The organism is Nocardiopsis sp. iso_238 (assembly GCF_056173325.1).
Genome location: NZ_CM149668.1, coordinates 6,110,285 through 6,124,534, shown reverse-complemented (window position 1 = coordinate 6,124,534; position 14,250 = coordinate 6,110,285). Strand labels below are relative to the sequence as shown.

Below are 14,250 nucleotides of genomic sequence, written 5' to 3'. Positions count from 1 at the left end.
CGGGCGCGGCGTCAGCCGTGGTGTGCGGCGTCGGCGTGGCGTTGGGTGATGGCCTCGATGTCGGTGGCGATCCGGTTGGGCGTGGGCGCGGACTCCATCTCCCCACGCAGGCGGCGGGTGGCCGCTGTGTGGGCGGGGTCCTTGAGGACCCCGCGCAGGGCACGGGGCACGGTTTCGCCGTCGGCCCGTTCAGGGGGCACGTGCAGTCCCGCGCCCAACTCCTGGAACCGGTCCGCCAGCGGGCGGGTGTCGAACATGCGGGCGTGCGGAACCACGACCTGCGGGACCCCTGACGCCACCGCTGTGAGGAACGTGCCGGACCCTCCCTGGTCGATCACGGCGTCGCAGGTGGGGAGCAGTGCGTGCAGGGGTGCGAATTCCACGGGGCGGACGTTGGGGGGTAGGGGGCCCAGGCGTTCGCGTTCGGTGCGGGGCAGGGTCGCGATGATCTCGGCGTCCAGATCGGCCAGGCCGTCCAGGACCTCCCGCAGCGGAAACGTGAATCCGCCGTACCGTTCGGTGGCGGAGGTGCCCAGGGTGAGGCAGACGCGGGTGCGTTCGGGTGGGGTGCGCAGCCATGCGGGCAGGGTGGAGCGGCCGTTGTAGGGGATGTAGCGCATGGGTTCGTAGCGCACCTGGGCCGGTTCGGGCAGGCGCAGGGCGCTGGGTAGGTAGTCGATGGTGAAGTACCCGCTCGTCATCCGCTCGGTGAAGTCCCCGCCGAGCCTGCGCGCGTGTGAGCCCAACCAGTCGGCGAGCGGGTCCTCGCGCTCGCCCGGGGGCTGTTGCTCCATGACCTGGAGGTACCGGGAGCGCATGGTCCCCAACAGGTCCAGGCTCCAGAGCAGGCGCGCGTGCACGGCGCCGACGGCCTCGGCCGCGATCGGCGCCGCCAGAGCGGTGGGCTCCCAGATCACCAGGTCGGGCCGCCACTCGCGACACAGTCGCACCAGGTCGCCGATCATGGGCTCGTTGATGACCCGAAGCCACCAGGTCACCAGGTTGCGGTGCCCTTGGAGGAGGTGCTCCCATTTCAGAGCGTCGGGTCCGGTGTCGGAGAGATCCAGTTCGGGACCGTTGGAGCCCCGCCGTTCCATCAGCTTCCGCATCCGGTAGTCGCTGCCCGCGGCCACTCCGGTGAGTCCCGCCGAAATGACGGTGTCCATCAACCCGGGCTGGCCAGCCACCATCACGTCGTGTCCGGCGATGCGAAGGGCCCACGTCAGCGGGACCATGCCCAGAAAATGGGTCTTCTCGGTCTGGGCCGCGATCAGGATGCGCACGTGGCCTCCTCTTGTCTCGTCCGGCTCGGGGAACGGTGCTGGGTGCCGCTCCCCGAGCGTTCTTGCCGTGCGGCGGGAGCAGGGTTCTCGGGTGGATCGGGCTCTCACTGGAACGGACGTCCGTCGTGCCCGCACGGAGCCCCTCAGCGGACGAAGACCGCCGGACGATCGCCCTGGGCCGACTCCGCGTCGCGCAGGGAGGATCCCGTGTGGTGAATGAACACGTCGTCCAGGCTGGGCCGGGTCACTCTCAGGGACGTGATCGGTATCCCGGGCTCCGCGAAGAGGCGTGGGATGAACGCCTCGCCCTCGGACACGGTGAAGGTCACCTCGCCGTTCGCGGAGACCGCCTCGATCCCGAACCGTTCCAGCAGGAGCCTGGCCGTGAGCACGGTGTCGGAGGTGCCCAGGAGCACGCGGTCCTTACCCACAGCCGCCTTGAGCTCGGAGGGCGGGGCGAGCGTGACGATCGACCCGGCGTCCATGATGGCGATCCGATCGCAGTTCTCCGCCTCGTCCAGGTAGTGCGTCGTCATGAAGACGGTCACGCCCTCACTCTCGTGCAGCTCGCGCACGTGGTTCCAGATCGCGTTCCGGGTCTGCGGGTCCAGGCCGACCGTCGGCTCGTCCAGGAAGAGCACACGCGGAGAGTGCATCAGGCCCCGGGCGATCTCCAGGCGTCGCCGCATCCCGCCGGAATAGGTGAAGGCCCGGTCGCCCCTGCGGTCCCACAGGCTCACGACATCGAGCACCCGGCGGATCCGCTCCTCCACACGGGAGCGCGGAATCCCGTACAGGTCCGCGTGAAACCTCAGGTTCTGCTCGGCGGTGAGGTACAGGTCCAGGGTCGATGCCTGGAACACCAGACCGATGTTCCTCCGTACCTCGTGGGCGGCGCGCAGGACGTCGTGCCCGGCGATGGCCGCCGTGCCGCCGGTGGGCGGCAGCATCGAGCACAGCATGTTGATCATGGTGGACTTGCCCGCCCCGTTGGGCCCGAGAAGACCGAAGATCTCACCGGACTCCACATCGAGGTCGGTCGCCTTCACGGCTTCGAAGTCGCCGTAGCTCTTGTGCAGACCCCTCACGCTGATGACCGCGCTCATCGGGCCTCCCGCACGGCCGACGGGACCCTCGTGCCCCGGGCCTCCTTGCGCCAGCAGGCTCCGGACCGATCGATCATGCTGATCGGTTCGGTGACCTCGTTGCGCTTGCGGAAGTGGTTGACAGCCAGGCGGCACGACGCCAGGGCGCCGTAGTCGTCGATGATGACGTACCCGCCGGGAGAGAGCCTGGGGTAGAGGTGCGTCAGCGCGTCCATGGTCGACTCGTAGAGGTCGCCGTCCACCCGGAGTACGGCCAGGGAGCGGATCGGTGCCTCCGGGAGGGTGTCGCGGAACCACCCCTCAAGAAACCTGACCTGGTCGTCCAGCAGGTCGTAGCGCCTGAAGTTCTCCTCGACCTCGGACCTGGGCGCGGCGAGGAAGTCGTTCCACAGGTGGAGAGGGGCCCCTCGGTCGGCGGGGTACTTCTCGGTGTCGGGTTCGGGGATGCCCGCGAAGGAGTCCGCGGCCCACACGGTCCGGTCCGTGACACCGTGCGCGCGCAGGACGGCACGCATGAGAATGCTCGCCCCGCCCCGCCACACCCCCGCTTCCAGCAGGTCACCGGGGACTCCGTCGGCGATCACCCGTTCGACACACTGCTGGATGTTGTCCAGCCGCTTACGCCCGATCATGGTGTGCGCGACACTGGGGACATCCATCCCCCACTCACGTTGGACTCCGTCGAACTCGCGGCTCTCCCGCTGTTCGGTCTCGATGGTGCCGGACCAGTCCCCGAACCAGATGCGCGAGTCCTGGTAGATGGTGTTGGAGAGGGTCTTCTTCATGAGGTCCAGGTACAACTGTGACGGTTCCGCGGCAGCGGTCATCTCCTGACTCCCCGTGACGTCGGTCGCGTACCCACCACCAGCCGGTTGACGAACGGTGCTACTTTCTCTTCCCATGTTTTCCTCTGGATCGAGTAGTAGTAGTAATCCCAGTAGCGACCGCGAAAGAAACCATGCTCCTTCAGGGTCATCTCGCGGGGCATGAAAACAAGTTCGGAGTCGAACCGGTCAATGCTTGCGTCGGTCGTGACGCAGTAGACCTTTCGGGTGTTCTCCCACTTGGCAAAGGCGTAGTTGATCTGCAGGATCATCGCATCCGCGCCGACGCCGAGAGCGAGATCGCTCTGGTCGGTGAAAATTGCCGCGTTCACGCATCCGGCCTTGGTCGGACCGCTGAGCGAGCAGCACCCGACAGTCCTGCCGTCCACCTTCTGCTGGATCATGAATGCTGTCACATTCTTCTCCTGCAGCGATGCCATCGACTTCTCGTGGGCCTCCAGGGTCAATGTGCTCTCCAGACCCGAACGGAGAAGGAAGCCATGGAGGTTCCTGTGATCAGAATCTGTGATGGGTAGGAGTCGAATTTTTCGACTCTCCAAGTGCGGAATGAGCACGCCTTCACCTCCGATGAGATTTCACTCTGAACCGCGACGCCCCACTCACACGAGGTGGTCATCCGCCGCCTCAGCCGGCAACCCCCGATCTTCGGGCGGGGAGACTGTTCTAGCATTTGATGCGGCGTGTCGCCCGTGCCGTGTCTCGCTGGCGGGACAGAGTGGAGTTCACGCCGCTTGCGTTTCCCCGTGCCGACGGCAATTCCATTGACGTCCGATCTGCTCTCACCTATGGTCAGGGCGTCGGCGGTCGTGGCAGTGGAACTTATTGGGGTTCTCCCGTTGAATCAGCACTGGTTCTGCCCGGTTCGTAGCCAGAGCACCCTCACTTGTTGGAGGAATCCTTGTCCGCGAACGTTCAGAAGGAAAATTTCAAGCCGTCCAGGTTCAACGTGCTCACGCCGTCCGGCGAAGGCGGCCTCGTGATCTACAACGCGATGCGCGGCAGTGTCTACCAGATCAAACCACCTGCGGACGAGGCTGTACACGCGCTGCTGGGGAACAGGCGCGCGGTGCTGGAGAGGCCTGGGCCGGGTGAAGACACCGGGGACGTCTTCGCTGCCCTGTGCTCCAAGGGGTTTCTGGTTCCCGAGGACGCCGACGAGGACGAACAGGCCGCAGCGGTGAGCGCCCGGCGAAAGCACCGCACGGACGCGCTCGAACTGATCATCATGCCGACCGAGGCATGCAATTTCCGCTGCAACTACTGTTACGAGGACTTCGCCCTCGGCCGGATGCTCACGAGCGTTCGCGAGGGGATCCGTGAGCTGGTGCGAGCACGCCATGCCGAGAACCCCCTCAAGCATTTGTCCGTCTCCTGGTTCGGCGGTGAACCGCTGGTGGCCTTCGAGGTCATCGAGGAACTCAGTGACTTCTTCCTGTCCTTCTGCGCCGAGAACGACGTCAACTACACCGCCGGCATCGTCACCAACGGCTACCTGCTCACCGAGGAGGTCGCGCGGAGCTGCCTCGACATGGGAATCAGCCGTTTCCAGATCACTATTGACGGCCCCCAGGACACGCACGACGCGAGCCGCTATCTCATCGGCGGCGGTGAGACCTACAGCGACATCGTCCGGAACCTGGACGCCATGGCGCTCATGGAGGACGAATTCACGGTCACCCTGCGCACGAACTTCACCGAGGAGAACGGCCGACGCGTCCCCGAACTCATCGACGATCTGGGCAAGCACTTCTCGGGCGACCGGAGGTTCTGCGCGATCTACCGGCCCGTCGGCAGCTGGGGTGGGCCCCAGGACCAGGACACGGGATCGCATTCGGGGAAGGACGCCGAGATCCAGAAGCTCGGTCTGTGCGCCCAGGCGGCTGAGGAGGGCCTGGCCAACGGGGACGCGCGCATGCTCCGTCCCAGCGGCTCGGTCTGCTACGCGGCCTCGCCCTGGTCCTTCGTCATCCGGCCCAACGGCCTGGTCAACAAGTGCACCGTGGCGCTCCGGGACCAGCGCAACGCCGTGGGGAACCTCGACCAGTCGGGTGAGCTCAACCTCGACCAGGAGCGGATGAGTATCTGGGTCGACACCGACGACACCTCTGACACGGGCTGTCAGAGCTGCTTCTTCCAACCCTCGTGCCAGGGTGCCTCCTGCCCGCTGGTTCGGCTGGAGGAAGGGCGTCGTCCCTGCCCGCCGACCAAGGTGTGGATCGGTCCGACCATCGACACCTACGCGCGCATGGCCAAGCGAAGGAAACGGAAGGAGAACGCGTGAGGAGGGCCCCCGGAACGACCCCCTTGGCAGTCGACGTCGATGCCCTGTGGTTCGTATGGACCGCGGCGGACGGGCTCCTGCGCAAGGCCAGGTTCGACACAGAGGAGACCGACATCGAGCGGGAACCGGGGGTGTGGGCCGACGGCGTGCTGCCGACCCTCAGTCCCGCGTGCTTCCTGCTGTTCGAAGGGCGGATCGCGCGATGGTGGTCAGCGGCCGACGGTCTGCTCGGACCCGAACTCACCTTCCCCGAGGGGTTCTCGGGGGCGCTGGACCTGGGATCGCGGGACGTCCGGCGGAGCGGCCCGCACGTCCTGGCCGCGAACGACCGCCGCCTCCTCGTCCACCGAGACGGAAGGTGGGATGACGTCGCCGAGCTCGACTCGGAGCCCTTGACACTGGCCTGGCAGGCCCGGCGCCGTCGCGCCCTCGTCATCACGGCCAGTGGCGCGGTCCACCAGTACGACCCCGGGAGCGGGGACGTTCAGGTCGCACCGGCCCCGGTACCGGGCACCTACTCCGACGCCGTGTACGACGAGGTGCTTGGCGGCGTCTGGCTGCTCTCGGCGGAATCCCCGGACACCGCCCGCTTCACCAGGGTGGAGCCCTGGCCGCCTCGCCCCGTCTACGAGGTCAGGCTGCCGGCCGAAGCGGTCGGACTGGACGTCTCGTGCAGCGGTGAGTGGCTGGTGGTCCGGACTCAGGGCAAGCCCGCCAACTGGCTTTACAACATCAACGGGGCGAGGGCCTTCGTCGCCCCCCGTCGTATGGCTGAGGACGCCTGGCCGGGGGCCTTCACGTTCGCCAACCACCTCGTCGCGGTGAACGGCGACGAGGTCGAGATCGTGGAGATCCCGGCGAGGGCCGACGTCCGGGCTCCGGGAGGGGGCGCTCTGGACATCGACGTCTACTGGGAGGCCAAACCCCTGATGCACAAAGCGAGGAAGGCGAGCGAGTCGTGAACCGGGTCGGCGTCTGCTTCCCGGGCCGGCCTCCGAAGTTCCCTCGCCATGTTTATTCCGTTCATGGTTGAGAAGTCGGAGTATTCGCTTATAGAATTAATTGCCCGGGTTTCTGGGTGAATTCCAAGTAGTGAAGGGAAGTGTTGTGGACGCTTTTGAGGATGTTCTCGAAGAGGCTGACGTCGCTGCCGAGGCCATGGACGTCAACTTCAATTGCTAGAGTCCGCTCTTCGGGGCTAGGCCGCGGTCCGCTTCTTGTGAGCGGGCTGCGGCTGTTTCCTTTTCTGGTGCCGGGTTGGTCGGTGTGAGCGGGTGCGGGTGGTCGGGTGGGGTGGGTGTCGTGGTTTTCGTGTCAGGTTTGTTTGGTGCATGGTTGAGAGTTCGGGATGCTCTATTGTACGATTAATTGCCCGGGTTTCTGGGTGAATTCCATATATCGAAGGGAAGTGTTATGGACGCTTTCGAGGATGTTCTCGAAGAGGCTGACGCCACTGTTGAGTCCATGGACGTCGACTTCGGTTGCTGATGTCCGCTCTTCGGGGCTAGGCCGCGGTCCGCTTCTTGTGAGCGGGCTGCGGCTGTTTCCTTTTCTGGTGCCGGGTTGGTCGGTGTGAGCGGGTGCGGGTGGTCGGGTGGGGTGGGTGTCGTGGTTTTCGTGTCAGGTTTGTTTGGTGCATGGTTGAGAGTTCGGGATGCTCTATTGTACGATTAATTGCCCGGGTTTCTGGGTGAATTCCATATATCGAAGGGAAGTGTTATGGACGCTTTCGAGGATGTTCTCGAAGAGATCGACACCGCTGACTCCATGGACGCCAACTTCGGTTGCTGATGTCCGCTCTTCGGAGCTAGGCCGCAGCCCGCTTCTCGTGAGCGGGCTGCGGCCGCTTCCTTTGCCGAGACGGTTCCGGAGCGCTGATCGCCGAGTGGTCGCCTCACGAGGAAAAGGGCGATGCCGGACGGGTTCCGCACCAGTTCCCGGACGCGCTCCAAGAAGTGCTGCTGTGCTGGACCGGTGTGTTCCACCTGCCAACGGCCGCTCGCACAGCAGCACCGCCCGACACGGGTCAACGACGTACCACTAGAACTGTGGTGCCATCATCGGGGCGCGCAGCGTTCCCAGGAACGGGTGCCAGGGATGCCCGGGGTCTTCCTCCACGGAGGCCAGCACCTCGCGCATCGTCTGGAGGGTCCTGGGCTCCTCCCCGTCGTAGACGTCCCCCTGGAGCATCTTGAGGACGTCGATCCGGTGGCGCGGGTCCTGGACGAACACCGTGAACAGGATGTTCAAACGGTAGTAGATGCTGATGAACTCGTACCAGTAGGACACGGCGCGCCGCAGAGTGCGCTCGTAGTCGGCGAAGGCGGTCTTGGGGTATCCCCCTCCCGCCCTGTGGGCCGCCACAATGTCCCGGCAGGCGATGCGCGCGCTGTTGAGCGCGACGCTGACGCCGCTGGAGAAGATCGGGTCCACGAAGCGGGCGGCGTCGCCGATCAGAACGTACTTGTCCCCGCAGATCTGCCGCATCGCATAGCTGTAGTCGCCCTCAGCCTTGAAGGACCTGATCCGTTTGGCCTTCTTCAGGGCCTCGCTCAGGGCGGGGTGGCTGTCCACGAACTTCCAGAAGAAGCTCTCCCGGTCGGTACCGGCCTCCTTGAACCGCTTCTTCTGCGTGACCACGCCGATGCTGGTGACGGTGTCGGTGATCGGGATCTGCCAGACCCATGTGTCCTTGACCGGTAGGAAGTGGACGAAGATGTTGTCGACCTCGGCGGGGTTCGCGGTGAGCGCCCCCCGGTCCAGCCCTTCGACCCACGTGTGTACCGCGTACTGGTCGAACACCGGGTCGGGCACCTTCATCTTGAGCTGCCTGCCGAGGAGGGTCTGGCGGCCCGACGCGTCCACAACCATCCTGGCGGTCAGACCGACCTCCGCCCGGCCGAGCCTGGCGGTCACGACGGCGTGGTCAGCGGGTTCGAGGTCCACGCCCAGCACCCGCACCCCCGAGAACACCTTGGCGCCCTTGGCCTCGGCGTTCTTCATGAGGAGCAGGTCGAACTCGCCCCGGTCCACGTGGTAGGTGTAATCGCGGTCGACACCCACCTGCTCCCTCTCGACGAACTGCACCTTCGCCGACCAGTCGTGGCTGAGCCCGGAGAAGCCGTTGTGCGGGATGTCCCGCATCTCCGCGGTGGTCCAGGAGGCACCGTACTTGCGGGGGAACCCCGCGGCGTCGATCGCCTCCAGCGCGCCGATCTCCAGCAGGACCGGTGTCGTCGCGGGCACGAGCGATTCCCCGACGTGTGGTCGGGGGAAGACCTCGCTCTCGATGAGTGCGACGGACATCCCCTCCAACGCCAGGTAGGCGGCGGCCGAGGAACCGGCCGGTCCGCCCCCGATGACGATCACGTCATAGTCAGTTTCCATCTGCCGAGACTTCCCTTAGTCCGTATCCGTCGAACGGTGTCGCTCTCCGGATGTCCAATGATGAGTCGTACTGGTTCCCACGGTTCGGAGCGCTCTGCTGCGGCGACCGTGGAAGCATGCGCCCGACCTCGGCACGGCAACCGGGTTTCAGCGCGCGGGCTCCGGGCTGGGCCGCTGTTCCTCCGGTTCCTCGCGCGTGGCCGCGAACCAGTCGAGTGAGGAGAGGAGGGGCCCGGTGACAGCGGTGGTCAGGAGGGCCATGACGACCAGGGCGAGGAAGAGCTGCGGCGTCACCACTCCCGCGTTGTAGCCGATCTGGAGCACGACCAACTCGGTCAGTCCACGGGTGTTCAGCAGAACGCCGACCCGTATGGACACGGGATGCGACCGTCCGCCCAACCTGGCGCCGACGTAACCGCCGAGGACCTTGCCCACGATGGCAAGCCCCGTGGCGACGGCGATGAGCGTCCACGGAGTCGAACCCAGGGGCGAGACGAAGACCGTGATGCCCGTGACGACGAAGAAGACCGGTACGACGGCGCGTCCCACCGAGTTCAGCCACGCGACCACAGGGATCCACGGGCTCTCCGGTGCCGCGGGAATCGCCAGGGCGACCAGAGCGGCCCCGACCGGCAGGGTCAGGCCCGCGTGCTCGGAACCCAGACCGACCGCCACCGCGACGACGCCCAGGAGCGCCGCGACGCTACGGGGGGACCGTGGGCAGAACGGGCTCAGGGCGCGGGAAGAGAGCAGGCGGCGGATGAACAGAGCCAGAGCCAGGCCGACGAGGAACAGGACGAGCATGGTGACGAACGCGCCCGAACCCCCGGTCCGAAGGCCCAGGACCACAGCCAGGAGCAGCCATCCGATGCCGTCGACCACGATCGCGGCGGTGAGCGCCAACCGGCCCGACGACGTGTTCTCCATCCCCCGGTCGGTGAGGATTCTGGCTAGGACCGGTACCGCCGTGATCGTCAGCGCGACGGCCACGAACAGCCCGAGTGCGGGCAGTGGGGCCGTCCCACGCACGTCCGAGCCCTCGAAGTGCAGGATCCACAGGAAGAGCATCAGACCCGTGAACATCGGTGGCACCAACGCCCCGGTGATGACCCAGCCGAGGGTGCCGACGCGGTGTGCCACGCGGCCGACACACCTCAGTTCGTAGACGATGCCGACCAGGAACAGCGCGAGTCCCGCCTGCGCGACAGTGCCCAGGTGGTCCAGTACCGGCCCCGGCAGCACGAGGTCGAAGACACGCGGACCGACCGCCCACATGAGCACAGGGCCCAGGACCAGTCCGGTGGTGACCTCCCCGATCACTCGGGGCTGCCGTAGCGACTGAGCCAGGATTCCGCCGATCCGGCCGAGCACGAGCACGACGATCAGGCACACGGCCACGTGCACGACGAGTTGCGGAACCGAACCCGGATCCATGAATGTCCTTCCTTGCCCGTTCGCGGTCGAACACCCGGATGTGTCGGGTACACGGTCAGGATCGCCGGAGGTGGCGTCGCCTCCGGCGAAGGAGCCCGGCCCCGGGGGCCGGGGCTACCGGAGCGGGGGGTCGACCCTCGGTAGGCGGCCGAAGGCCTCTCCGAGGAGCGCCTCAGCGGGTGTCCCCCCGTGACCAAGGGGGAGCATCTCCCTGAGCGGGTCGTGCTCGACAGAGGTTTCCAGGTGCCGTACGAGGAGGTCTTTCCAGGTGAAGGGAATGATCGCGAAGGAGAGGTGGAGCGAGGGCTCTTCGGTGGCCGCGCCCGAATGGGGGTGGCCACGGGGGATGTAGAGGGTCTGACCGGGTTGCAGGACAGTCCGCAGGGTGGGCGTGAACTCGGGCCGGGACGCACCGCACGGGACGGTGGGCCAACGCTGCTCGGGTTCTCCGACGTGCCAGGACTTCGAACCGTGGACCTGGCACAGCAATCCGCTGGCCAGGTCGTAGTGCGGCCAGATCCCGGCGGTGTCCGCCGGAGTGAGGAAGGCGGCGCAGTAGATCCTGAACCCGAGCTCCTCGGCGAGGTCCGCGGCGAGGGAATCCACCGCAGGGACGAGAGTCCTGACCTCCTCGAAGATGACGGTCGCGCCGGCATCGTGCGCGCGGCGGAGCGCGTCGACGTCCACGGTCGCCTCACGACCCGGACCGGGGCGCCCGCGTCGTACCTCGAACTCCTCCTGCGGTACCGGGGCGCCGTCCCTGAAGAGGCGGAAGCAGGAGGCGGGCAGCCCCGGACGGCTCATCAGGTCGAGGGCGGTGTCCAACGAGAACACCTTGGCCAGGTCGTCCCCGGCGGCAGCGGCGAAGGCTTCGCGTTCCCAGTTGGCCGCCAGGGTTTCGGTGTCGCGAACCAGTCGTCCCAGCGCGCCGTGCTTCTCGGGGGCCGCCGCTTGAGGTGGCGTCGTCATGTCATCTCCAGGAGTGAGGGGGATACTCGGGACACGGCCTCCCGCTCCGCGTCCAGCAGGGCGACCAACCGCGGTTCACCCACCGCTGCGGGGGGTGAAGGAAGGCCCGCGCCGCGCCGGATCAGGGCGTGACCGGTCCGGTCAGCGATGGCGCGCGCCTCCTCGGAGCATTCCGCGCCGGCGGACAACGGTGCCAGCGCGGTGAGCACCCAGTAGAGGTCGACCTCGTCGTCGATCTCCCGGCACGCGCGCTCCGCCGCGCGGAGTACGCGCGTGGCGTCGTCCGTGCGGCCCTTGGACAGCAGGGTGTCGGCGCCAGCACGCAGTACCGCCACGAGGTCCGCCGACGCGGGAACCGTCTCGAGCGGTTCCAACTCAGAGACCAGGGCGTCGACGTGGTCCTCACGGGCCGCCGCAGCGTGAACCCTGATCGCCGCGTCGGCCAGCGGGGTCGCGGCGCCCCTGGGAGAGCCAAGTTCGACGGGGTCCCCCTTACGCAGGGCGAGGACGGTCGCGGCCTCCCTGAGGTGGGGGACGCGCTTCTCCCGACCGCGCGAGCGCTCCACGTGCTCCTCCAGCAGGTCCATGCGCCCTCCCCGCGCGAACGCCTTGGCCGTCTCCACGATGTGGGAGTCGCGGATGAAGTCGGCAGCAGCCTGGAACGAGAGCACGGCCCGGATCTCCTCCGAGGTCAGAACGCTGCCGCCCAAGGGGAGCCCCCGCTCCGGGTGCTCCAGGTCGTCCGGGTCGGTGAAGTGGCCGAGCGCTTCCTCCCAGCGCCCCTGGATCACGCGCAGGCGTCCGATGTTGACCCACGGTTGGAACACCCTAGAGAGCTCCCGAACGGGAACCTCGCCGCTGCGGACCAAGGCGAACACGACCCGGATCTGTCGGAGGCACGAGCGCTCGCTCTCGGCGGCGTCCCCGGCGAAAGCCAGGGTCAGCGCGCTCCGGTTGGCCGAACGGCAGTACGTTTCGACGTCGAAGGGCCGGGCCAGCGCCGCAGCTCTCAAGTCGGCCGCGCACTGCTCCGCGCGTGTCCACACCGGGATCTTGGGCAGCCGGTTCTCCGGGGAGAGGAAGCGCAGCGGCGGCCCTCCGGCGGAGGGTGTCCGCGCGGCCGCCGCCGACGTGCCTGTCCGGGTTCTCACAAGTGCTCCTCTGTGCTGGTCGGTCAGCGCGCGGCCAAGGTCGGGGAAATCATGTGGAAAGGGAACGGTGGCAGGGAGAAAGAATCCCGGTATTCGTGAATTGAATCCCGGGACCTTTGTCTTTCCTGTTTGCGGAGCGATGCGCCGGTCCGAGCATTGTGGCACCGTGCCGGTGAATGGCGTCGCCGTGTTCGGTTCCATGCTGCAAGCGTTGAGGGGCAGGGCCAGCGTGACTGGTGTTTGTGTCCGTCGCCCCGTCTGGTGAAGTATCTAAGCAAGGACGCCGGAAATTCGCAAGGCTCCATCGGATCAGGCCGGTTGAGTACTTTCCGTTGCCGCTTCGAAACAGGGTCGGCGGACACCCGACGTTGTTCCCTCGTCGCACATTTCTGCCCCAACTTGCCGCGAACACTTCCGGGCGACCGCTGTTCCCGCCAGGGCTGTCTCGACGTCGGGTGAGGGGTCCGTGGCCAGCAGGTGCACGGCCTGGGGCCGGCGGGGGTGTGTGTGTCCTCCAGGGCAGAGCGCGCCGGAAAATCAGGATGATGCGGCCCAGACAGTGGCGAACAGGGCGTGGGGCTCCGTTGTTGTGTCTGTGGTCTTGTACTGGAGCGCAGGCCTGCGATCAGCGCTGACGCTACTCACCGCCGACTCTGAAAGAGCCCTGCTGTTCCCGCGGCTCCGGGCGGTACGGGAGGAGGACTTCATGATCCCTGGTCGGGCAGGCGACGGGGGCGGGCCCCCTCCGCACCGGAGGGGGCCCGCCCCGGGGTCAGTCCCCCTTCGGGCGCCCACGTAGCCAGTTGTTCCTCATCCTCGTCCACGCCTGGCTCGTTCCTCGCTGGCGGCCTGACGCGTCTTGCGGAACCCTGGCGGTCCCCCTTCCGGCGGGGGTCAGGAACGACCCTCCAGGTAGTGCACGGCGAGGCGGGCGAAGTTGTCGTCGCCGTGCCCCGCGTCCACGACGGCCTGGGCGAAGGGGAGGACGGCCCCGAGCGGGCCCGGGTCCATCGCCCGGTCCCGGGCGGCGTGGATGACGTGGCTCATCGTGGTCGCGTTCGAGAGGACGCTGGAGCCGTCGGCGGAGAACTCGCCCTGGTCGAGCTTGCCCGCCATGTGGGTCACGGACTCGGGCAGGAGCCCGATGATGCCCTGGGCGAAGGGGGCGAAGTCCGCCGCCTCGACCCCTTCCGCCCTGGCCAGGGCGAACGCGTGCGCGAGCCCGGATATCGAGGTCCAGAAGATGTTGAGCAGCGCCAGGTCGTAGCCGGCGGCGCGGCCGTGGTCCGGGCCCAGGTGGGTGTGCGAGCCGTTGAGCGCGGCCAGCGTGTCCTCGTGGGCACGGTAGACCTCCTCGGAGCCGCTGTAGAGCACGACGGCGGAGGGCGTGCCGATGGTGAAGGTGGGCGACATCACCGCGCCGTCGACGTAGTCGATGCCGTGCTCGGCCGCCCAGGCGGAGGCGGCGCGGGACCGGTCCGGGGTGTCGGCGGTGAGGTTGATGAGCGTGCGGCCCCTCAACGTGTCCGCGATCGGCAGGAGGATCGCGTCGGAGGCGTCGTAGTCGAGGACGCAGACGATCACCAGCGGGCTGGCGGCGGCGGCCTCGGCGGGGGACGCGGCGAGGACGGCGCCCTTCCCGACGACCGCGTCGGCCTTTGAGGCGGTGCGGTTCCAGACGGTCGTGGGGTGTCCGGCCTCCACGAAGGCGGTGGCCAGTGCCTCGCCCATCGGGCCGAGGCCGATCACGGTGACGGGGGCCTTGGTGGCGGTGCTCATGGTGTTCCTCTCGTC

The 14,250-nt window shown here is 67.3% G+C and carries 11 protein-coding genes; 2 read left to right on the top strand and 9 right to left on the bottom strand.

Going from position 1 to position 14,250, the window contains the following annotated elements; all coding sequences use genetic code 11:
* Positions 1-11: 11 nt before the first annotated feature.
* From AC0VYL_RS27490 to AC0VYL_RS27475, 4 genes are all read right to left on the bottom strand, one after another.
* Positions 12-1,283: an activator-dependent family glycosyltransferase gene (locus AC0VYL_RS27490; RefSeq protein ID WP_475481903.1), complete on the bottom strand. Its 1,272-nt coding sequence runs from the start codon at positions 1,281-1,283 to the stop codon at positions 12-14.
* Between the two features lie 143 nt (positions 1,284-1,426).
* Positions 1,427-2,389 (bottom strand): ATP-binding cassette domain-containing protein, encoded by a 963-nt coding sequence (locus tag AC0VYL_RS27485; RefSeq protein WP_475457360.1) that lies wholly within the window; start codon positions 2,387-2,389, stop codon positions 1,427-1,429.
* Positions 2,386-3,216, bottom strand: a complete 831-nt coding sequence (locus AC0VYL_RS27480) for a TylF/MycF family methyltransferase (RefSeq protein WP_475457358.1) — start codon at positions 3,214-3,216, stop codon at positions 2,386-2,388. The genes AC0VYL_RS27485 and AC0VYL_RS27480 overlap by 4 nt, the downstream gene beginning before the upstream one ends.
* Positions 3,213-3,680, bottom strand: coding sequence for a GNAT family N-acetyltransferase (locus AC0VYL_RS27475; protein WP_475481902.1), 468 nt, complete (start codon positions 3,678-3,680; stop codon positions 3,213-3,215). Before AC0VYL_RS27475 ends, AC0VYL_RS27480 begins: the two co-directional genes overlap by 4 nt.
* 452 nt (positions 3,681-4,132) lie before the next feature.
* On the opposite strand from AC0VYL_RS27475, the gene AC0VYL_RS27470 reads away from it, so the two are divergent.
* Both AC0VYL_RS27470 and AC0VYL_RS27465 read left to right on the top strand, forming a co-directional pair.
* On the top strand, positions 4,133-5,515 hold the full coding sequence (locus AC0VYL_RS27470) for a radical SAM protein (protein ID WP_475481901.1): 1,383 nt from the start codon (positions 4,133-4,135) through the stop codon (positions 5,513-5,515).
* Between the two features lie 23 nt (positions 5,516-5,538).
* Complete coding sequence (locus tag AC0VYL_RS27465; protein ID WP_475481900.1) at positions 5,539-6,477, top strand: hypothetical protein; 939 nt, start codon at positions 5,539-5,541, stop codon at positions 6,475-6,477.
* A 1,078-nt stretch (positions 6,478-7,555) separates the two neighbouring features.
* Here the strand turns inward: AC0VYL_RS27465 and AC0VYL_RS27460 are convergent.
* The 5 genes from AC0VYL_RS27460 to AC0VYL_RS27440 all read right to left on the bottom strand — a co-directional run bounded on the left by AC0VYL_RS27460 (position 7,556) and on the right by AC0VYL_RS27440 (position 14,235).
* Positions 7,556-8,902: an NAD(P)/FAD-dependent oxidoreductase gene (locus tag AC0VYL_RS27460; RefSeq protein ID WP_475481899.1), complete on the bottom strand. Its 1,347-nt coding sequence runs from the start codon at positions 8,900-8,902 to the stop codon at positions 7,556-7,558.
* 147 nt (positions 8,903-9,049) lie between these two features.
* Positions 9,050-10,336 (bottom strand): cation:proton antiporter, encoded by a 1,287-nt coding sequence (locus AC0VYL_RS27455; protein ID WP_475481898.1) that lies wholly within the window; start codon positions 10,334-10,336, stop codon positions 9,050-9,052.
* Between the two features lie 114 nt (positions 10,337-10,450).
* Positions 10,451-11,305, bottom strand: a complete 855-nt coding sequence (locus AC0VYL_RS27450) for a JmjC domain-containing protein (protein ID WP_475481897.1) — start codon at positions 11,303-11,305, stop codon at positions 10,451-10,453.
* Entirely contained in the window at positions 11,302-12,456 is a 1,155-nt protein-coding gene (locus AC0VYL_RS27445; RefSeq protein ID WP_475481896.1) for a hypothetical protein, read from the bottom strand. Before AC0VYL_RS27445 ends, AC0VYL_RS27450 begins: the two co-directional genes overlap by 4 nt.
* Before the next feature lie 894 nt (positions 12,457-13,350).
* Complete coding sequence (locus AC0VYL_RS27440; RefSeq protein ID WP_475481895.1) at positions 13,351-14,235, bottom strand: NAD(P)-dependent oxidoreductase; 885 nt, start codon at positions 14,233-14,235, stop codon at positions 13,351-13,353.
* Positions 14,236-14,250: the final 15 nt, after the last annotated feature.